Origin of the sequence: Corynebacterium alimapuense (assembly GCF_003716585.1) — a bacterium.
GTDB classification, from domain to species: domain Bacteria; phylum Actinomycetota; class Actinomycetes; order Mycobacteriales; family Mycobacteriaceae; genus Corynebacterium; species Corynebacterium alimapuense.
In genome coordinates this window covers 547,402-567,233 of record NZ_PTJO01000003.1, presented here as the reverse complement: position 1 = coordinate 567,233, position 19,832 = coordinate 547,402, and the positions used below count along the sequence as shown (strand labels likewise).

General features: G+C 57.2%; 18 protein-coding genes and 1 riboswitch. Of the genes, 13 read left to right on the top strand and 5 right to left on the bottom strand.

Translation table 11 applies throughout. The features are described 5' to 3' along the window. Positions 1 to 479 (bottom strand): biotin/lipoyl-containing protein (locus tag C5L39_RS04010; protein ID WP_342767894.1); only part of this gene is annotated, 479 nt, incomplete at its 3' end. A 126-nt stretch (positions 480 to 605) separates the two neighbouring features. On the opposite strand from C5L39_RS04010, the gene C5L39_RS04005 reads away from it, so the two are divergent. Together C5L39_RS04005 and C5L39_RS04000 are read left to right on the top strand one after the other, a co-directional pair. Then, positions 606 to 1,001 (top strand): oxidoreductase, encoded by a 396-nt coding sequence (locus C5L39_RS04005; RefSeq protein WP_123047568.1) that lies wholly within the window; start codon positions 606 to 608, stop codon positions 999 to 1,001. Between the two features lie 94 nt (positions 1,002 to 1,095). Continuing rightward, positions 1,096 to 1,485, top strand: coding sequence for a hypothetical protein (locus C5L39_RS04000; RefSeq protein ID WP_123047567.1), 390 nt, complete (start codon positions 1,096 to 1,098; stop codon positions 1,483 to 1,485). Between the two features lie 92 nt (positions 1,486 to 1,577). Here the strand turns inward: C5L39_RS04000 and C5L39_RS03995 are convergent, their stop codons facing one another. Beyond that, entirely contained in the window at positions 1,578 to 3,080 is a 1,503-nt protein-coding gene (locus C5L39_RS03995) for a leucyl aminopeptidase (RefSeq protein WP_123047566.1), read from the bottom strand. A gap of 71 nt (positions 3,081 to 3,151) precedes the next feature. On the opposite strand from C5L39_RS03995, the gene C5L39_RS03990 reads away from it, so the two are divergent. Beyond that, positions 3,152 to 4,264 carry a branched-chain amino acid aminotransferase gene (locus tag C5L39_RS03990; RefSeq protein WP_123047565.1) on the top strand — a complete coding sequence of 371 codons (1,113 nt, stop codon included), beginning with the start codon at positions 3,152 to 3,154 and terminating at the stop codon, positions 4,262 to 4,264. On the opposite strand, the gene C5L39_RS03985 is transcribed toward C5L39_RS03990, so the two are convergent. Both C5L39_RS03985 and C5L39_RS03980 read right to left on the bottom strand, forming a co-directional pair. Then, a complete protein-coding gene (locus tag C5L39_RS03985; RefSeq protein WP_123047564.1) occupies positions 4,261 to 5,277 on the bottom strand; it encodes a nicotinate-nucleotide--dimethylbenzimidazole phosphoribosyltransferase in 1,017 nt (338 codons plus the stop codon). The two genes, C5L39_RS03990 and C5L39_RS03985, sit on opposite strands and share 4 nt — an antisense overlap. A gap of 60 nt (positions 5,278 to 5,337) precedes the next feature. Beyond that, positions 5,338 to 6,060 carry a DUF3043 domain-containing protein gene (locus C5L39_RS03980; protein WP_197714710.1) on the bottom strand — a complete coding sequence of 241 codons (723 nt, stop codon included), beginning with the start codon at positions 6,058 to 6,060 and terminating at the stop codon, positions 5,338 to 5,340. Positions 6,061 to 6,285: 225 nt separating this feature from the next. On the opposite strand from C5L39_RS03980, the gene C5L39_RS03975 reads away from it, so the two are divergent. Beyond that, positions 6,286 to 6,630: a HesB/IscA family protein gene (locus tag C5L39_RS03975; protein ID WP_123047562.1), complete on the top strand. Its 345-nt coding sequence runs from the start codon at positions 6,286 to 6,288 to the stop codon at positions 6,628 to 6,630. A gap of 91 nt (positions 6,631 to 6,721) precedes the next feature. Here the strand turns inward: C5L39_RS03975 and asnB are convergent, their stop codons facing one another. Continuing rightward, positions 6,722 to 8,644: an asparagine synthase (glutamine-hydrolyzing) gene (asnB, locus tag C5L39_RS03970; protein ID WP_123047561.1), complete on the bottom strand. Its 1,923-nt coding sequence runs from the start codon at positions 8,642 to 8,644 to the stop codon at positions 6,722 to 6,724. Positions 8,645 to 9,082: 438 nt separating this feature from the next. Between asnB and ctaC the strand changes: the two genes are divergently transcribed. The 9 genes from ctaC (at position 9,083) to C5L39_RS03925 (ending at position 19,814) form a co-directional block, all read left to right on the top strand. Next, entirely contained in the window at positions 9,083 to 10,177 is a 1,095-nt protein-coding gene (gene ctaC, locus C5L39_RS03965) for an aa3-type cytochrome oxidase subunit II (protein ID WP_123047560.1), read from the top strand. Positions 10,178 to 10,192: 15 nt separating this feature from the next. Then, positions 10,193 to 10,624 (top strand): aa3-type cytochrome oxidase subunit IV, encoded by a 432-nt coding sequence (gene ctaF, locus C5L39_RS03960; protein ID WP_123047559.1) that lies wholly within the window; start codon positions 10,193 to 10,195, stop codon positions 10,622 to 10,624. Between the two features lie 730 nt (positions 10,625 to 11,354). Further along, positions 11,355 to 11,969: an aa3-type cytochrome oxidase subunit III gene (ctaE, locus tag C5L39_RS03955; RefSeq protein WP_123047558.1), complete on the top strand. Its 615-nt coding sequence runs from the start codon at positions 11,355 to 11,357 to the stop codon at positions 11,967 to 11,969. Positions 11,970 to 12,036: 67 nt separating this feature from the next. Next, complete coding sequence (gene qcrC / locus C5L39_RS03950; protein WP_425453848.1) at positions 12,037 to 12,930, top strand: cytochrome bc1 complex diheme cytochrome c subunit; 894 nt, start codon at positions 12,037 to 12,039, stop codon at positions 12,928 to 12,930. Then, entirely contained in the window at positions 12,927 to 14,144 is a 1,218-nt protein-coding gene (gene qcrA / locus C5L39_RS03945) for a cytochrome bc1 complex Rieske iron-sulfur subunit (protein WP_123047556.1), read from the top strand. The genes qcrC and qcrA overlap by 4 nt, the downstream gene beginning before the upstream one ends. Continuing rightward, positions 14,144 to 15,772 carry a cytochrome bc1 complex cytochrome b subunit gene (gene qcrB / locus C5L39_RS03940; RefSeq protein WP_123047555.1) on the top strand — a complete coding sequence of 543 codons (1,629 nt, stop codon included), beginning with the start codon at positions 14,144 to 14,146 and terminating at the stop codon, positions 15,770 to 15,772. Before qcrA ends, qcrB begins: the two co-directional genes overlap by 1 nt. Positions 15,773 to 16,634: 862 nt before the next feature. Further along, a riboswitch (cyclic di-AMP (ydaO/yuaA leader) is annotated at positions 16,635 to 16,835 on the top strand. Positions 16,836 to 16,847: 12 nt separating this feature from the next. Continuing rightward, the gene (locus tag C5L39_RS03935; protein WP_123047554.1) at positions 16,848 to 17,474 is read left to right on the top strand and encodes a C40 family peptidase; all 627 of its coding nucleotides are present in this window, start codon (positions 16,848 to 16,850) and stop codon (positions 17,472 to 17,474) included. Positions 17,475 to 17,637: 163 nt separating this feature from the next. Beyond that, positions 17,638 to 18,669, top strand: a complete 1,032-nt coding sequence (locus tag C5L39_RS03930) for a C40 family peptidase (protein ID WP_245974869.1) — start codon at positions 17,638 to 17,640, stop codon at positions 18,667 to 18,669. Between the two features lie 11 nt (positions 18,670 to 18,680). Continuing rightward, entirely contained in the window at positions 18,681 to 19,814 is a 1,134-nt protein-coding gene (locus tag C5L39_RS03925; RefSeq protein WP_123047820.1) for a glycosyltransferase family 4 protein, read from the top strand. Positions 19,815 to 19,832 lie beyond the last annotated feature (18 nt).

Genomic DNA, 19,832 nt, shown 5'->3' with positions numbered 1-19,832 from the left:
ACCTTGTCGGTGGAGACCTCTAGCAGTGGCTCGTCGACCTCAACGGTATCGCCGACCTGCTTGAGCCACTGAGTGATGGTGCCTTCGGTGACGGATTCGCCCAGTTCAGGCATCTCAACATCAGTAGATGCTCCACCAGAAGACTTCGGAGCCGATTCTTCCTTGGCTGGCTCCTCAGCTGACTCTTCGTCCGGGGTCTCCGGCTCTTCATCAGCATCGTCGGAAGAATCGGAAGACTCGTCCTTGTCTCCAATCACGGCGATCACAGCCCCGACGTCGACAGTGTCATCTTCCTCGGCCTTAACCTCTAAAAGAACACCTGCCGCTGGGGAGGGGATCTCGGTGTCAACCTTGTCGGTGGAGACCTCTAGCAGTGGCTCGTCGACCTCGACGGTATCGCCGACTTGTTTCAGCCACTGAGTGATGGTGCCTTCGGTGACGGATTCGCCCAGTTCGGGCATCTCTACGGAGAACGCCATGGTGTTCTGACTCCTCGAAAGTCGTTCGTATGTCGGTAGGTAATGAGACTCAGCGTACCTGGGTAATGAGGTACCCGTGCCACCGAGCGTTCCTGCCGCGTGCAGTTACCCCTACAATTGTAAAGCGTGTTCAACCTATTTGGTCGCAACAGGTCCCGGTCCAGCCTCCGTCCCCCCAGAGCACCGGGTGAGACGATTCGTCCTGGGGACGCTCAATTCCTGCGCGACTGGTGTCGAACTCGGGGGTTTGTGGAAGGATTCGTCGAACCAGAGACGGCAGTTAATGAGATGTCAGTGGTGCTAGTTGATGAGACTGGGGAATTCGTCCGACGCCGTATCGGCGGCCCCAGAGGCATTGATGTTGTGGCAAAAATTATCGACGGCCCCGTCTACGACGTAGAAGAAACCGGGTACCCGCAAAGAATGCGCGAGCGCATCGAACGGGAACGCATTTTGCGTAAACGTGAGGAACAGCGACTCCGCCGAGAGCGGTTTGAACGTGGAGAATCGCCAGATAGGTAAATCAGATCGGCTTTACGATGCTTGAGATGGCGACCGTCGGTACTGACTGCTTCTAAACCACTCGGACCTCTGCGAGATTTTCGAATGCGATTTCGTGTTGAGCCCCGCGGTGGTTGTTCGCGCTGCAGTTTCGGCCCAGGCGCGGTGGTTCGACCGCTTAAGTGCGGTGCGAGTAACCGTTGGGGTGGCAGGTTTTGCCTGGGTGGTTGTTCGCGCTGCAGTTTCGGCCCAGGCGCGGTGGTTCGACCGCTTAAGTGCGGTGCGACTAACCGTTGGGGTGGCAGGTTTTGCCTGGGTGGTTGTTCGCGCTGCAGTTTCGACCTACAAGCGGTGCCCTGACCGCCTAAGTGCGGTGCGAGTAACCGTTGGGGTGGCAGGTTTTGCCTGGGTGGTTGTTCGCGCTGCAGTTTTGACCTGCAAGCGGTGTTCTGACCGCTTAAGTGCGGTGCGAGTAACCGCCCAAGGAGTCATCCCTGCGCATTGATCCCGGGGAACGCAGAAACCCGCGGGCCGGATGCCTCAACAACTTTTAAGACACCAGCCCGCGGGCTCAGCAACAGCAGAAGCTAGGAGGAATTACTTCTCCTGAGCAACCTGGTCTAGCAGTGCCAGGAAGGTTCGCACTGGAACTCCGGTGGCTCGCTTGGGGGTGTATCCGGAGACGCCACCGTTGTTGAACGAGGGGCCCGCGATATCCACGTGTGCCCATTCGGTGCCTTCGCTGACGAATTTCGACAGGTAGAGACCCGCGAACATCATGCCGCCGAAACGGGAGTTATGGGAGTTGCGGATATCGGCAACCGGGGACTTTAGCTCGGATTCTTGTTCCTCGAGCAGCGGCATAGCCCACGCGGGCTCGCCGACGGTGCGTCCGATTCCAGCGATCCGGTCGCGGAGTTCGTCGGTGCCCATGATTCCGGCAGTCTTGGAACCAAGTGCAACCATCTGCGCGCCGGTGAGGGTGGCAGTCTCGACGAGGTAATCGGGGTTGTCCTCGCAGGCACGGGCGATGCCATCGGCGAGCACCAAGCGTCCTTCAGCATCGGTGTTGATGATTTCGGAGGTAAGTCCGCCGTAGTGGGTAATGACATCGCCTGGGCGCTGCGCATCGCCAGAAGGCATATTTTCAGCCAACGGCAGGGTAGCGGTGATGTTGACTGGCAGTTCTAGCTTCGCCGCAGCGATGACGGTGGCAGCCACAGCGGCGGAGCCGCCCATATCGGAGATCATGTCTTCCATCTTCGATGCGGGCTTGAGGGAGATTCCGCCGGTATCGAAGGTGATGCCCTTGCCGACGAACGCAACCGTCTTCTTTGCCTTACGGGGGCTCCAGGTCAGACGCACCAACCGAGGGCCACGGGATGAGCCTTGGCCGACGGCGAGGATGCCGCCAAAGCCGTTCTTAGCTAGGGCCTTCTCGTCGAGGATTTCTACCTTGAGGCCAGTGGTCTCTGCCTCTGCGGCGATGATGCCAGCGTAGGACTCGGGGTAAAGATGTGAGGCTGGGGTGTTGACAAGATCGCGAGCCAAGATGACAGCCTCGGCGGTGATCACGGCAGTCTCGAACTCTGCCTTGTCAGTCTTTTCCGTGCCCAGGAAGGCAATTTCGGCAACCGGGGTGGAGGAGTCCTTTTCGCGGCGAATACCACGGTAGCTGTAAGCGCCCAGTGCGAGGCCTTCGACGGCGGCGGCCAGACCGAACATGCCCAGGGTGGTGGCGACGGTCTCCAAGCCGGTTAGGGTTCGGGCGGCGCTACCAGCTGCACGGCGCAGGATCTCATCGGTCAGTTCCTCGGGATCGCCCAGGCCGACAACGATGATAGAGTCCACGCCGAGTTTTTCGGGGGCCGGAACACGGGTGATTTCGTTGGCATCTCCGGTAGCGCCGACGGCGGTGAGGGAGCGTAGGACCTCGCGCAGGGAGGCGTCGTCAAGCAGGGTGGAGCCGGGTAGCTCCAATCCTTCTTCGCCAGCGAGTGCGGGGACGAGGAAAGCATCCGTGGATTTCGGGGCTTTCTTGACCAGCTTGAGCTGCGGGGTGGCGCTGCGAGCTGGAAGTGTGAACGTTGGGTTCGCCATGAATAGATCCTTTATCTGATAGGCAAGGGATACGTCCAGACTATAGATTGCGTCGGTGTAGCGTTGTCGCCATGTCGCCTCTCAAATTCACCGTGAATCGCACGAAAACTCCGACCTCCGAGGAAACGCGCCAAGAGATTCTGGCCAACCCTCGGTTCGGTAAGAACTTTACTGACCATATGATCACCATTCAGTGGGATGAGACCAACGGATGGCACGACGCCCGAGTGCGTCCCTATGAGTCCATTCCGATGGATCCGGCGACCACTGTTTTCCACTATGGCCAGGCGATTTTTGAAGGTGTTAAGGCATACCGCCAGCCGGATGGCTCCATCGCTACCTTCCGCCCAGAAGCCAACGCCGAGCGGATGCAACGCTCCGCCGAGCGGATGGCAATGCCGCCGCTGCCCACTGAGGATTTCCTAGAGGCTCTGCGATTGCTTGTCGACGCCGACTCCGACTGGGTGCCGGCAGCCGGCGGAGAAGCTAGCTTGTACTTGCGCCCGTTCATGATCTCGACCGAGGTCTCTTTGGGAGTTAGCCCTGCAAGTTCTTATACCTTCTTCGTGATTGCTTCACCTGTGGGCGCGTACTTCTCCGGGGGAATCAAGCCGGTGTCGGTGTGGCTCTCAGAGGACTACGTTCGGGCCGCCCCTGGTGGCACTGGTGCTGCGAAATTCGCTGGCAACTATGCCGCTTCTCTACTCGCCCAGGCTCAAGCCGACGAGAAGGGCTGCGACCAAGTCGTGTGGCTAGATGCCATCGAACATAATTACATCGAGGAAATGGGCGGCATGAACCTCATGTTCGTCTACGGCTCTGGTGAATCGGCCAAGATCGTCACCCCAGCACTCTCCGGCTCCTTGCTGCCTGGCATCACCCGTGATTCCCTGCTTCAGGTTGCCAGCGATATGGGCTACGAGACCGAAGAGGTCAAAATCTCCAAGACCCAGTGGCGCGATGATGTCGCTTCCGGTGCGATGACTGAGACCATGGCCTGCGGCACTGCTGCAGTGATCACCCCAGTTGGCCGCGTGCTGTCTAATGCCGGCGAGTTCGAGGTCAACAACAACCTCCCCGGGGAGATCACCATGGCTATGCGTGAGCGGCTCACTCATATCCAGCGCGGCGAGCTGCCCGATACCCACGGCTGGGTGCATTCACTGGTCCCAGCTGAAAACTAGGCTGGAGAAAGTTCCTCCGCGACGAGTTCGGCGGCGGCGCTGATCAATGGCAGCGCCGCAAGGGCACCGACGCCTTGGCCAGCATTGATATCCAAGGCAAGCAACGGGGTTAGCTCCAGAGCCTGTAGCGCAATCAGCTGCGCAGGCTCTGGGGTGAGTTGCCCCGCCCAAAACCAGTCACGTGCTCCGGGTGCGAGACGCTCGGCGACATAGGCTGCGACACTGACCGCGGCACCGTCAAGCAACACCGGGGTACGACGGATCGCGGCTTGAGCCAGGAAACCTACCAATGCCACAAAGTCGGGGGAGGAAGCTTTCCGCAGGACCTCGGTCGGTTCGGCCAATAACGTGCGGACACGGAACATAGCATCGCGGATCACGCATACCTTGTTTTTCCACAGCTGGTCACTCATCCCGACCCCAGTTCCGACCACCACCACAGGTTCGGTGCGAGTGAATGCGCCGATGATGGTCGCGGCGATAGTGCTGCTGCCTACACCGAGTTCTGCCGGGATAAGCAGATCAGCTCCGGAATCGACTTCACGGTCGGCGATGGCGCGTCCAATGTCTAGCGCACGATCGAATTGTTCGAGGCTCATGGCGTCTTCGACGTCAATAGCCCCGCTAGAGCGGGAAACCCGTTGTTCCCCCCATGCTTCATGATCGAGCGAGACATCTACGAGGCTTATCGACGCCCCCGCCGACCGCGCCAATACATTAACCGGCCCGGAGCCCTCGAGGATTCTCTGTGCTCGTTGTGCCGAGGCCTCTGCTGGGAGCGCCGAGACTTCGCGCGCGGCGATACCGTGGTCGCCTGCGAAGACGATCATCCGGGGCCTAGCGAGCGGTTGCGGTGGGACCTGACCCTGGCAGGAAGAGATCCACGCCGCAACCTCGCCGAGCCGACCTAATCCGGCTCCTACCGGGCGGGCATCGGCAAGTGCGTTAAGCACAGCTTCCTGGGAGGCGACGTCGGGTGCAACGACGGCGTCGAAAAGCGAGGACGTATCCAAGAAAAGCCTCCTGGGGTCGGGGTGAGACGGTCCACGTTTCAGACTCTAGTAGACCTTTGATCAGGAGTGTTTGGTGATTTCCACCTGGGGTTTGGGGGAGCGCCACTTCCGAGGCTGAGTAGCGCGGGAGTAGGCGTAGAAGCCCAAACCGAAACCGGCAGCGGAGGTATTCGGGAACTTCGCTCGAGTAGCCCGATTCGCTCGGCGGGCCAGCCAGACGCCTTCCATGAAAAAGGCGAACATCAAAATCATGGCGAACAGCGACATGACATTAGCCACCGTAGGCAACCAGGTGCCGATGAACAGGATCACCAAGAGGCCCAGTGCGACCGGCATGACGTAGTTATTCAAGAAACGGCGCGAATCGATCCAATCACGCACGAATCGGCGTTCCACACCCTTGTCTCGGGGAAGGAGGTATTTTTCTTCACCGCGATCCATAGCGGCATTGACTGCTTGGCTTTGCTCGCGAGACTTAGCCCGCTCACGGCGCTTATGTTCCTTCCATTCTTCTTTAGACATGGATTTCTTGAGTTCTTTGTTCTTGGCATTGCCGAGAAGGCCACCACTCGGACCAGCGGGATCGCGCATGACGCCACGCTCGATTTCGACATCGCGGCGTCTGGGCGTGGGGCGGCCCTTCGGCGGGGTATAGCTCTTAGGCCGCGACTCGCCTGAGTGAACCGAGTCTGTGACGTTCTCGCCCAGGCTCGTGTCAGTGACGTCGGCGACGTGGGATTCGGACTGAGTAGTTTCATCGGATTTCTGCCAGGGAAGTTTCACAATGCCCAGGTTACAAGGCCAGTAGGTCATTCGGGAATACGGGTACTCGCAGGCGTGTTAATTAGGGATAAGGCGCTTTGCCCGACATGGGAAGCCAGTGGGTAACCAAGGGCTACCGTGGCCATCTAGCACCCGTCAATAGTATGGTGGGCGGCTATAGCAGACTCTCAGTGCATTAGCGGGAGTTTTGGCGCCACCGAAATTCACATACGCAAGGAGATCAGTATGACAGCCCCTACCTCCGCAACCGGACTCATTCTCACGGATGCAGCAGCATCCAAGGCCAAGGCACTACTTGACCAAGAAGGACGGGATGACTTGGCACTGCGTATCGCCGTACAGCCGGGTGGCTGTGCTGGCCTGCGCTACCAGCTCTACTTCGATGATCGCACTCTCGATGGGGACAAAACCGACGAGGTCGGCGGTGTCCGCATGGTGGTGGACAAGATGTCGGTTCCGTACCTCAACGGCGCTCGCATCGATTTTGCTGACACCATTGAGTCTCAGGGATTTACCATTGACAACCCCAATGCAGGTGGATCCTGCGCCTGCGGCGACTCCTTCAACTGATTCGCGCTTAGCTGTCCTTGGAATCCAATAACGAAAACGCCCGCCTCCCCAGATTGAACTGGGTAGAGGCGGGCGTTTCGCAGTTTCAAGATTACAGATTGACTGGGTAGTCCTTTTCTTCAATCTGTGGGTCGATACGGTGCTCGACGAAGATGCCGTGCCAGATCATGAAGGCCAAGACTGTCCAGAGGCGACGAGAGTGATCAGAAACTCCGTCGCGGTGCTCTCGAAGCATCTCTAGTACGGCTTTTCGGTTGAAAATCTCATCAGTCTGAGATTCGTTGATGGTCTGCTGCGCCCAGCCAAAGAGCTCATCGCCAGCCAACCAATGTCGCATCGGGACTGGGAAACCGAGCTTCTTACGGTGCAAAACATGCGGCGGAACGATCTGCTCCATGGCCTTGCGCAGTGCGTATTTAGTGGTGCCGTTGGAGACTTTGAGCTCATGGGGAATCGTCTGTGCGACGGCAAAGACTTCCTTGTCCAAGAAAGGCACACGTAGCTCAAGGGAGTTAGCCATGTTGATCTTGTCGGCTTTGACCAAGATGTCTCCGCGCATCCAGGTAAAGAGATCTAGGTGCTGCATTCGAGCCACCGGGTCCATGTCCTGAGAGACCTGATAGATCGGGGCGGTGACCTCTTTGTGGTCCCACTCCGGCTTGGCCCAAGGGATCACTCGCTCCATTTGCTCGAAGCTGAAGGAACGAGCATTGCCGTAGTAGCGCTCTTCCATGGTCTGAGTTCCGCGGTCGAGCAGCGACTTGCCCTTGACCCCATCAGGAAGCACCCGACTGAGTTGACGCAGGCCCTTGAGTAGTGGGGAGGGGAGCTTTTCGAAGGGAGCGAGGGAGAGCGGTTCTTTGTAGATGGTGTAGCCGCCGAAGAGCTCATCGGCACCCTCACCGGAGAGCACAACCTTGACGTGTTTGCGAGCTTCTTGAGCCACAAAATACAGCGGGACCAGAGAAGGATCAGCCACCGGATCATCGAGGTACCACATGATTTTCGGGATGGCGGAGGCATATTCCTCTGGGGAGACCACCTTGACGATGTGTTCCACCCCGATGGCGGCAGCTGACTCGGCGGCTACATCTACCTCGGAATAACCCTCGCGCTCAAAACCAGTAGTAAAGGTCAGCAGGTTCGGATTATGACGCTTAGCCAGGGTGGCGATGGCGGTGGAATCGATGCCTCCAGAGAGGAAAGATCCGACGGTCACATCGGCACGCATGTGCTTTTCCACCGAGTCTTCCATCACCTTGGCGATCCGATCGAAGAGATCCTGCTCTGCTCCCTTGGGAACGGCGGTGATGGGAAACTGCGGCTTGAAATACCGCTTTGCGACGACCTCTTCTCCCGGTCGCAGCGTGACCGTGCAGCCTGATTCGACGCGGCGAATGGCGGAGTGCAAAGACTCTGGCTCCGGCACGTACTGCAGATCTACGTAGTGCTCGATGGCACGCCGGTCAAGGCTGAGATCCAGACCCAGCTCGGGAGCCATCTCGAGGATAGACTTCTTCTCCGAGGCGAATACGGTGCCGACGGGGGAGGTGGCGTAGAACAGGGGCTTGATACCGAATTGGTCACGTCCGACGAACATGACCTGTTCGAGGGTGTCCCAAATTGCGAAGGCGAACATGCCACGCAGATGCTCGACGACGTCCTCGCCCCAATGGTGGTATCCCACCACAATGGTCTCGGAGTCGCCTTCAGTATGGAAGGTGTGACCAGCCTCTTTGAGTTCAGCTCGCAGCTCAACGTAGTTGTAAATCTCGCCGTTGAAGATGAGGGTGTAGCGCTCTGGAGTATCTGCCGGGCCCCACACCAAGGGCTGGTGGGAGTGCTCAAGGTCAACGATGGAAAGACGATTAAAGCCGAAAATGGCTGATTCATCATTCCAAGTCCCGGCCTCGTCTGGGCCGCGGTGGCGCATGCATGGCAGCGCCCTGGTCGCGGCGTCAACGAAAGTGGACGCATTTCCGCCGCTGGTAAGCATGCCAAGGAAGCCGCACATGGTGGGAAGTGTTCTCCTCATATATTAACGGGAATGTAGAAGGGTCTGTCCCACGATACGACTCTTGAGCCTTCCTAGGGGAAACCGCCACGAAATCGAGGTTGTTTTGACGTGATTAGTGAAGACGGGTGTGGGTTAGTGATGGTGAGGGGCAAAGGGGCTGAAAGTCTCCCCGAACGGGTTGATACTTTAGGTTGACGCAGGCTAGCGGTCACTGTGAGATGGGTTACATCGGTTATGGAGTGGTTTTGCAGCATTGGGCGGTTAACCCGCAGGGGCTGTAATATTCTGAGTACTTTGTGTGGCACTGGTGACTAAGTGGGCCTGAGTTGGCAGGGGTAAAGCCCGTGGATGGAGTTCATTCATGAACTATCCTGCTGAATTAGGAATGCTTCACCAGTGTTCAAGGATTTAGCGTGGACAGGAAGGCAGACACACGTGGAACAGCGTAAAAAGCGTGGCTTCGCCCGTAAGGCGAGTCTCGGCGGAGTGATGGCACTCGGTGGCTTAGCGCTCGCCGGCTGTGACGTCGCTCCCCCGGAGAGCGTCAGCAAGATTCTCGGCATGGGTTGGCCGACGGGTATTACCCCAGAAGCTACCTCCATGTACAACTTCTGGGTTTGGGTGTGGGTTACCGCCTGGATCATCGGCATCATCATGTGGGCATTGTTCCTCGTGGCGATCTTCCGCTGGGGCGCAAAGAAGGCTGAAAAGCAGGGCAAGGGTGAGTTCCCGAAGCAGCTGCAGTACAACATTCCCCTCGAGCTCGTACTGACGATCCTCCCGATCTTCATCGTCATGGGACTGTTCTTCTTCACCGTCCAGACTCAGCAGAAGGTCACGGCCTTGGACAAGGATCCAGAGGTTGTTGTCGACGTAACTGCTTTCCAGTGGAACTGGAAGTTCGGCTACCAGCAGGTCGGCTCGGAGCTTAGCCCGACCGGAACCGTCTATGACGGACTGGATGAGGAACGCCAAGCCATCGCTGAAGAGTCTAAGTATGACGATGAGGAGTCGGTCGAGAATCCGAACCCGATTCACGGCATGTCTAAGGGCGATCAGTCCTACCTCCACTTCAACCAGATCGAAACCCTCGGCACCACTGAGGAAGTTCCGGTCTTGGTCCTTCCTACCGATACCGCCATTGAGTTCCAGCTGGCTTCCGGTGACGTCTCCCACGCTTTCTGGATCCCCGAGTTCCTGTTTAAGCGCGATGCTTACGCACACCCGGAGACCAACCAGCAGCAGCGCGCTTTCCAGATTGAGGCTATCGAAGAAGAAGGAGCCTTCGTCGGACGCTGTGCTGAGATGTGTGGCACCTACCACGCCATGATGAACTTCGAGCTTCGTGCAGTCTCTCCGGAGGCATTCACTGACTACATGCAGTTCCGCATCGACAACCCGGATGCTCCGAACTCTGATGCTCTGGCTTCCATCGGCGAAGCGCCCTATGCAACGTCGACTCAGCCGTTCAACTCAGATCGTCAGACCTGGGACGGCGAGAACTTCGTCGATAACAACGCCAACACCTAAACGAGGAGAAACACCATGCGTTCAAGCGCGAAACTGATGTACAGCATCGCCGCATTCCTCGCTGTGATGGCAGGCGTCTACATCTTTGCTACCAGCTATGTGGCAGATGACGCCTACCTCTTCCGCACTGAGTGGGTCGGTATTACTGCTCTAGTCCTTTCCTTTGGCCTAGCGTTGATGCTCGGCGCCTACCTTCATTTCACTGAGCGAAGGATCGATATCCTTCCCGAGGATTGGGAAGAAGCAGAGGTTGCCGATAAGGCTGGCATCTTGGGCTTCTATTCCCCGAACTCGATCTGGCCAGCCACCATGGCCGGTGCGATCATGGTCTTGGGCCTTGGTATTGCCTTCTGGTTCTTCTGGCTCATCGCCCTGGGCGCTGTCCTATTGATCTGGGCTACCACCATGCTCAACCTGCAGTACGGACTGCCTAAGGAAAAGCACTGATTTACTCGGCCTGACTTTTCTGGCCACGCACAAATCCGAAACACCCGCTCCCTCGCGATCTGAGGGAGCGGGTGTTTTCTTGTATCTGGGATTGGTGCGAACCTCGGATCACTTGGATCTAGCTGTGGCAGTTGGGAGAGCCTGGTGCTGGAGTTAGTTGGGTACAGCCGTTTCCTAGTCCGCAGCATTAGTGCTGTATCTGAAAGTGGTCTGGCCCTGGCGAACTCCATGACTGGTGGGGTGCGAGCTCCCGCGTTGTGTCGGCTGAGCCCCGGAGCGAAGGACGCGACCAGATTGCTGCTAGGCGTCAGGGGTGGAGTGACTGCTTAGCGCTGACGTCTCCGCAGTGGGGAAGAGGGGCGCCCGATAGTTATGGGAGGAGGAAAGGTGCAGTTCACGGGGGGTCATCCGAAAGTTGGAAGCTCTATATTCCGCTATTCTTGGCCTGTGATCTGGATCTCTATGGAGGTTGGCGAGTTTCCTGCGCAGGTGCTACGAGATGCGGTATGGTTACCGCCAGCAACTGCCAATATGGAGCTGGGGACTCCCTGGTGGTGGGTGACCTGCAGAAATGCAGCGTCGGTGGGGGGATCGAAATAGTTCCCGGGGGTGGGGAAGTTTTTCTATCGATTTTTTCGATCCATAAACCTGCTGGTGGTGTCGATGCTCTCTCTTCTTTGCGGGGGGAGATGAGGTGACTTCCGCATTCAGACCCGTCATACTGTCTTACGTGACGAGCGCAATTTCAAACCCAGGTATGGCAGCACCACAACGTGTGCCGGCACTTAACCGACCCAATATGGTCAGTGTTGGCACCATCGTGTTCCTGTCGCAGGAATTGATGTTCTTCGCCGGTCTGTTCGCGATGTATTTTACTTCGCGTGCTAACGGTCAAGCAGGAGACTGGGCGGAGCAAGCGGAGCATCTTAATGTTCCTTATGCTCTGGCCATCACCGTTATTCTGGTGTCCTCCTCCTTCACCGCGCAGATGGGCGTCTTCGCAGCTGAAAGGGGTGACGTTTATGGTCTTCGAAAGTGGTTCCTTATAACCATTTTGTTAGGAACAACCTTCCTTGCTGGTCAGAGCTTTGAGTATTACGAGCTTGTCCATCATGGGATGACTATCCAATCGAGTGTCTATGGCTCGGTCTTCTTCATTACAACGGGCTTCCACGCCGCACACGTCTTAGCTGGCGTGCTGGGCTTCGTGGTTGTCCTCATGAGGATTGGTCGCGCTAAGTTCACGCCGGCACAGGCCACCGCGGCCATGGTGACGTCGTACTACTGGCACTTCGTTGACGTTGTCTGGATCGGCCTCTTCATCGTTATTTACTTCATCCAGTAGGCCGTAGTCCGCCGAGTTACTGGGCCTACAGCCCTTCACTTTCCGTTCACGATTTTCAAAAGGGAAACTGATGGAAACCACCCCGAATACCGCCCCCGCGGACGACACAACGTCGTCCCCGTCGGCCAAGAAGGTTCGAAATCGCCGTAAAATGCGACGGACCGTAGCTGGCGCCTTCGCCCTAACCCTGGGCCTTACCGGCGCAGGCGTTTTGGCGACGGCCCTTACCCCGGACGCTCAGATCGCCACCGCGCAGTCTGATGACCAGGCATTGATCCAAGAAGGCAAAGACCTCTACGAAGTTGCCTGCATCACCTGTCACGGTGCCAACCTGCAGGGTGTGCCCGATCGTGGCCCATCTCTGATCGGTGCTGGCGAAGGAGCGGTCTACTTCCAGGTCCACTCCGGACGCATGCCGATGATGTCTAACGACGCACAGGCCGAGCGCAAGACTCCTCGATACACCGAGCAGCAGACGCTGGCTATGGCCGCATATGTTGCTGCCAATGGCGGTGGACCGGAACTCGTGTTCAACGAAGACGGCACCCTTGCTATGGAGGAGCTCCGCGGAGAAAACTTCGATGGCCAGATGGCCGCCGAGGATATCGCCCGTGGCTCTGAGCTCTTCCGCTTGAACTGTGCTTCCTGCCATAACTTCACCGGTCGCGGCGGCGCGCTGTCCTCCGGTAAGTACGCTCCGGGTCTTGACCCAGCGAATGAGCAGGAAATCTACCAGGCGATGCTCACTGGCCCGCAGAACATGCCGGCCTTCTCTGATCGTCAGCTCAGTGCTGACGAGAAGAAGGACATCATCGCCTTCATTAAGAACGCTAAGGAAAACCCCTCTCCCGGTGGTTGGTCCCTCGGCGGTCTTGGCCCAGTCAATGAAGGCTTGGCCATGTGGTTTATCGGCATCACCCTCGTCGGTGCAGCTGCTATGTGGATTGGATCCCGCTCATGAGTGACTCGAAAAGGACCTACACGGACCAAGAACTCAACGCGATGAGCAATGACGAGCTCGCGCGCCTGGGTACAGAGCTTGACGGCGTGACCGTCGCTTATCGCAAGGCACGTTTCCCCGTAGCCAACGATCCCGCTGAGAAGCGTGCTGTTCGTGCCATTTACATCTGGCTGGCCATCGGTATTCTCGCCGGCATCGCTTTCCTTGGTGTCTACATCTTCTGGCCTTGGCAGTTCCAACTGCTCGGCGACGATAACCACATGTTCCATACCCTCTACACCCCGCTACTGGGTGTGACCTCAGGTTTGTCAATCCTGGGATTGGGCTTTGCGGTTGTTCTCTACGTTAAGCGAATTGTCCCGGAAGAGATTTCGGTGCAGCGTCGCCACGATGGTCCCTCGGAAGAGGTTGATCGCCGTACGATTACTGCTTTGCTGAATGATTCTTGGGAGACCTCGACCCTAGGCCGCCGCAAGGCGCTGCAGGGTCTGCTCGGCGGAGCTGGAATTCTCGCAGGTTTGGTCGTAGTTGCTCCTTTGGGCGGCATGATCAAGAACCCGTGGAAGGCCAGCGAGCTCGGTATCATGGGCGATGGCACTCTCTGGACTTCAGGTTGGACTCTTCACAACGAAGGGGTCACTCTCTACTTGGCTCGTGACACTGGTGCCATCGCTGAAGAACACACCGGCGATTCTGGTACTCACTGGACCACCACTGGTATTTCTCGGCTGGTTCGTGTTCGTGCCGAAGATCTAGATGCCGGCGCAATGGAGACTGTCTACCCGTTGACTGCAGAAGATGCTAACGATGGCGAGAACTACGATCCTTCCCGCGATGTCTATGAAAATCACATGCACTCGATCCACGGTCCGCGTAACCCCGTGATGCTGATCCGCCTGCGCACTGCTGATGCCGAAAAGGCCATCGAGCGCGAAGGTCAGGAAGACTTCCATTACGGTGACTACTACGCGTACTCGAAGATCTGTACTCACATCGGCTGCCCGACCTCGCTGTTTGAGGCTCAGACGAACCGTATTCTTTGCCCGTGTCACCAGTCGCAGTTCGATGCGCTTCAGTACGGTAAGCCGATCTTCGGCCCGGCGGCCCGTGCGCTGCCGCAGCTGCCGATCGAAGTCGATGAAGAAGGTTACTTCGTCGCTAAGGGCAACTTCATTGAGCCCCTTGGCCCGGCATTCTGGGAGCGTACGTCCTAATGAGTAAAAAAATGGCCCAAGCGGCTAATAACATTGATTCTAGGTACACCGTTGCGGGGCTACTTCGCCCTCAGCTCAACAAGGTGTTCCCGACCCACTGGTCGTTCATGCTCGGTGAGGTGGCGCTCTATAGCTTCATCATCTTGCTGCTGACTGGTGTCTACCTAGCCCTATTCTTCGATCCTTCCATCACGAAGGTCATCTACGACGGCGCTTACCTGCCGCTCAACGGTGTCGAGATGTCCCGTGCATATGCCACGGCGTTGGATATCTCCTTCGAGGTCCGTGGCGGACTCTTCGTTCGCCAGATGCACCACTGGGCCGCACTGATGTTCATGATGTCGATGGTCGTCCATATGCTCCGTATCTTCTTCACCGGTGCGTTCCGTCGCCCGCGTGAAGCCAACTGGATCATTGGTTGCACCTTGATCATCCTGGGTATGGCCGAGGGCTTCATGGGTTACTCCCTCCCGGACGACCTGCTCTCCGGTGTTGGCCTGCGCATTATGTCGGCGATCATTATCGGCCTACCGATCATCGGTACCTGGCTGCATTGGTTGATCTTCGGCGGCGACTTCCCCTCTGATCTGATGCTTAACCGCTTCTACATCGCCCACGTGCTGATCATCCCGGGCATTCTGCTTGGCTTGATTGCTGCTCACCTTGCCCTGGTCTGGTACCAGAAGCACACCCAGTTCCCGGGTGCTGGTCGTGCAGAGAACAACGTGGTCGGTATCCGAATCATGCCATTGTTTGCTACCAAGGCCATCGGCTTCGGTCTGCTGACTGCTGGTGTGCTGGCACTGATGTCAGGTCTGCTGACGATTAACGCAATTTGGTTGCTCGGACCGTACAACCCCTCGCAGGTTTCTGCAGGTTCGCAGCCTGACGTTTACATGTTGTGGACAGATGGCCTGGCTCGTGTCATGCCCGCGTGGGAGCTCTACCTTGGCAGCTACACCATCCCTTCAGCCTTCTGGGTTGCTCTGGCAGCTGGTTTGATGGTGGTTGTACTCTTCGCCTACCCATGGATTGAGAAGAAGGCCACTGGTGATGATGTTCACCACAACCTTCTGCAGCGTCCTCGCGACGTGCCGGCACGTACCGGCGTCGGCGTCATGGGTATCGTGTTCTTCATGCTGGTGACCATCTCTGGTGGTAACGACCATATTGCGCACTTCTTCCAGATCTCGCTGAACGCGATGACCTGGTTCGGTCGAATTGGCATCATCATTCTGCCTCCGCTGGCTTACTACATCACCCATCGCATCTGCGTTGGCCTGCAGCGTTCCGACCGTGAGGTCTTGGAGCACGGTATCGAAACCGGCGTCATTAAGCAGATGCCCAACGGTGCCTTCGTGGAGATCCACCAGCCCTTGGGCCCGGTTGATGAACACGGACACCCGATCCCGCTTGAGTACGCTGGTGCGATTGTGCCGAAGCAGCTCAACGAGCTCGGCTTTGCAGAGATCGAGGCCAGGGGATCCTTCCTCAAGCCTGATCCTGAGGATGTCACCGACAAGCTTGACGCCATTCACCACGAGAATGCTCTCGAGGAGAAGGCAATGTACGAAGCACTCCAAGCTGAGAATGAAGCTAGGGATCGTCGCGACGGTCTGCTGGACTAATATTGCTTGGGCTTTGATCCGCTCACCGAAAGATCCCGTCTCCCCAGTTTTGGGAAGGCGGGATTTTTCGTTGAGCTAGGAGAATATGGACCACCTTCTAGGTGATGTAGTCAGCCTAAAACGAGCATTTATTCCTAGGCTGAGCCATTTGGGTGTGGTTGAAGCAATCCTGCATCGGTTGGGATGGGCATCTCTTAAACGGATGATCCAGGGCGCATTGATCTGGTTCTAGTAGAAGGGGCAGGTCTATCTATTGAGCTCAGCTAGCTGGCCACTGAGTTAGTCGTATCGAGGGTTTGCTAACAACGAGATGGAGTTGCCCATTTACACTCTGCTTGGGAGAGAAGACGATCACTGTTGATGAAGTGGGAGTATGCAGCAGCATTGGTCTAGATAGTTCTAGGCGGGCAGTTGCCCCATATGCGCTTTCTGATGTGTCTGGCAGTGAAGGGGGCTACAGCCGCTGTTGCTGAAGTAACGCATGGGACGGCTTGGGGGTGTCAGTTTGATGGGGAGCTAGTGCACCTGTCTAGAGATGCTCTTGTTACTTAGCCCGGCATTCTTGATGTCGTCTCAGTGGAAATCTCATTATGTGTCCTGAATCACTTGTAAAGGTCTGTGAATCTCAACTTCTTCACAATTTCAGGGCTATCGACCCAGGGCCTTTGGAAAGTGCAGTTCAGGGCGGGGTTTCCGTTTTGGGCTGTGAAGATTGCGTAGTCCGATGGTTCCGCATGAATTTGATAACGACGAGGTAACGGCTGGCGATGGCTGGTCCCATTGGACAGACTTCGTTGCTGTTTTGTAACCTGACTGAGACATTGCGGGGCAGCCGATAGTGCGGCCCGGTGATCTGAACTAACAAAGACCAACGCCGAACCTTAGGCAATGACAATTCACCACGAATGTCAGAACCGGGGGCCGGGGAACCAAATAGCTTTCATCTGGGGTTTATCCCTCGCAAGAGCGTCTCCCAAGTTTTAGATGGGCGACGTGGAGCGGGGGAGGGGCGTTTCCTTCTCTCAACCCGTCAGCTAACCCGGTAGGCCACAAGGAAGATCTGGAGAATAAATTAGTGTCTAAGCACCGCCGTCAGGGTAATTCTACTCGCCGCATCGCTACCGCTTCTGCTGTCGTCATGGGAACCACCATGCTGGCCCCCGGCATCGCCGGCGCAGCTGAGGTAGTTGTACCAAACACTGACCTCAGCTTCGAGGTTGCTGGCCTTGAGAATATCCCTGGCATCTCTTCCGTCCCGGAGATCGGCCAGTTCGTCCCTTCGTTGCAGGCAGAGACCTTCACCGCTGGTCCGGTTGCAACTGACGTGACCTCCATCGCGCCGATGGCATCTTCTACTTCTACCGGCCAGGCCATCGTTGACGCCGCCCGTGCGAAGATCGGTTCCCCCTACGTTTACGGTGCTGCCGGCCCCAGCGCCTTCGATTGCTCTGGCTTGACCTCTTGGGTCTACCAGCAGGCTGGAAAGACCATCCCTCGCACCTCCCAGGCGCAGGCTAGCCAGGGCCAGCAGGTCTCATTGGATCAGCTCCAAGCGGGCGACATCATCGCCTACTACGGTGGGGCCTCCCATGTCGGTATCTACACCGGCAACGGCACCATCATTGACGCCCTCAACTCCGGCGTCCCGGTTGCTGAGCGTGCACTGGACTACATGCCGATCCATTCGGCAGTGCGCTTCTAAGCTGCTCGCTGTGCTGCCGGTTTAGCCGGGAGCTTTTCGACCCCGCCCGCATAACCGCTCACTGCGGTGGTGCGGGCGTCGTGCGTGTCTACGGAGGGATGCCCGCGTCCCGTCTATAGTGATCAACGTTGTTTCTTTTTGTCCTTCTGCCGAAAGTTGAGCTGTGCGCCTCAGTCTCGCTAGCAATCGCCGTTGTCATCCGATCATTTCGGCGGGTTGTGCTGCTGTCCTGTTGGTAACAGGGACCACGTTTGCCGCGACCGCCAACGCAGATGAAGTCGATGAGCTGATAGCGGCTATGTCGGAGGTTTCTCAAGAGGCGTCCGCGCAGAACGAAGAAGTCAAGCAGCTGGAGATTGATATCGAAGCCGGGCAAGCCGAGCTAGAGCGTCTGCAGGCGGATGCTGATAGCGCTCAGCAGTTTGCTGATTCTGCCCGGACAGCAGAAGAAGAATACCAAGGTGAAGTCAATGACTTGGCTGGCGCTAAATACCGGGGGTTGATGGTAGATCCGGTGATCAATGCCATTGCTGCCAGCAACCCACAAAACGCTATTGATAGAGCTGCTTACCTAGGGACGCTGACACGAGGTGCTGAGGCGGTCGTCGATAAGCTCGCTGAGGCCACTGCGGAAGCAGCCGTCTCACACACTGATGCCTCTCGCGCATTGGCTGAGGCGTCCTTTCAGCAGAGTGTTCTTGAGCAGCAAATGGCAGAGCTTGATGCTGGCCAAGAAGAGCTGAACGAACGCATCGCCGACATTGAAGAACAAGTCAACGCACTTCCGCCTGCGGACCAAGCGCGATGGGAAGGGAAGAACTCGCCCATCGGAGATGCTGATCTCAGCTCCGTGTCCGGTTCTGGGGCGGTATCTGCTGCACTGGCTAAGTTGGGCTCTCCCTATGGTTGGGGTGCTGTTGGGCCGAGTCAATTTGACTGCTCTGGGCTAATGTACTGGGCATATCAGCAGCAAGGGCAGTCTATTCCTCGTACTTCGCAGGCTCAGCTTGCTGGTGGAACTCCGGTTTCCCGAGCTGATCTACAACCGGGCGATATCGTCGGCTACTACCCAGGGGTGACCCACGTCGGTATGTATATCGGAAATGGTCAGCTGGTGCACGCCTCCGATTACGGTATTCCTGTGCAGATTGTGTCCGTTGATTCCATGCCTTGGGCTGGCGCAGTCCGCTACTGATCAACCATAAGATGCCACGTATTCTCCTGGTAACCAATGATTTTCCGCCCACTGTTGGCGGCATTCAGTCCTACTTACGAGACTTCCTAGACACCCTTGATCCAGCTGATGTCTTGGTCTTTGCTTCTACCCAGGACTCGCAGGCGGCCCGTGATTTTGATGCGACCTTGCCTTATCAAGTGATTCGGTGGGCTCAAAGCATGATGCTGCCTACCCCAGCAACGAGTCGAGAGATGTCTAGAATCATCGCTGACTACGGTATTGAGACCGTCTGGTTCGGGGCGGCCGCCCCACTAGCGCTTATGGCGAAGGCCGCCCGTTCAGCAGGCGCTGCCAAGGTGATTGCCTCTACCCACGGCCACGAGGTGGGCTGGTCGATGATTCCTGGTGCACGCCAGATACTCCGGAGAATCGGGGATCATTGCGACGTAGTTACCTACATATCTGACTACACCTTGGGGCGTTTTAATACTGCCTTTGGCTCGCATCCGCAGTTTGTCCACCTCCCTTCCGGAGTGGATATCCAGACTTTTCAGCCGGTGGGCTCACAACTGCAGGCTCAAACCCGTGATCGGCTTGGTGTCGGTGCGGATCCCTTAGTGGTTTGTATCTCGAGGCTGGTTGCACGCAAGGGGCAAGACCAACTTATTCGTGCTTTGCCGCAACTAAGACTGAGCCATCCTAGAACGCGCCTGCTCATCGTTGGTACGGGTGGCTATGAATCGAGGTTGCGCAGGTTAGCAGCAAAAGAGGGCGTTGACAACGCCGTCGTTTTCACCGGTTCGCTACCCTTTGATGAGATGAAAGCGATTCTGGGCTGCGCGGATGTATTTGCCATGCCAGCGCGTACTAGAGGCAAAGGACTCGACGTTGAAGGCCTGGGGATCGTCTACTTGGAAGCTCAGGCTTGTGCAATACCGGTGATAGCTGGCAATTCGGGAGGTGCTCCGGAAACCGTCACTGCTGATAGCGGCATCGTGGTCGATGGTGGAGACCTCAAGGAACTGACTATGGCCCTCGAAGAGCTGTTAGCCGATCAAACTCGTCGCAAGGAAATGGGAGAGGCTGGCAGAGTCAATGTAGAAGACAACTGGACGTGGGAGATTATGGGTGCTCGGCTGCGAGAGATAGTGGTGCCAATGTGATGACTTGGGTGATTGCTG

Excerpts from the sequence above, each read along its gene's own strand:
- C5L39_RS03925 (WP_123047820.1), top strand. The coding sequence starts at position 18,681 with ATGCCACGTATTCTCCTGGTAACCAATGATTTTCCGCCCACTGTTGGC.
- C5L39_RS03975 (WP_123047562.1), top strand. The coding sequence starts at position 6,286 with ATGACAGCCCCTACCTCCGCAACCGGACTCATTCTCACGGATGCAGCA.
- asnB (WP_123047561.1), bottom strand. The coding sequence starts at position 8,644 with ATGTGCGGCTTCCTTGGCATGCTTACCAGCGGCGGAAATGCGTCCACT.
- C5L39_RS03995 (WP_123047566.1), bottom strand. The coding sequence starts at position 3,080 with ATGGCGAACCCAACGTTCACACTTCCAGCTCGCAGCGCCACCCCGCAG.
- C5L39_RS03990 (WP_123047565.1), top strand. The coding sequence starts at position 3,152 with ATGTCGCCTCTCAAATTCACCGTGAATCGCACGAAAACTCCGACCTCC.
- qcrB (WP_123047555.1), top strand. The coding sequence starts at position 14,144 with ATGAGTAAAAAAATGGCCCAAGCGGCTAATAACATTGATTCTAGGTAC.
- ctaF (WP_123047559.1), top strand. The coding sequence starts at position 10,193 with ATGCGTTCAAGCGCGAAACTGATGTACAGCATCGCCGCATTCCTCGCT.
- qcrA (WP_123047556.1), top strand. The coding sequence starts at position 12,927 with ATGAGTGACTCGAAAAGGACCTACACGGACCAAGAACTCAACGCGATG.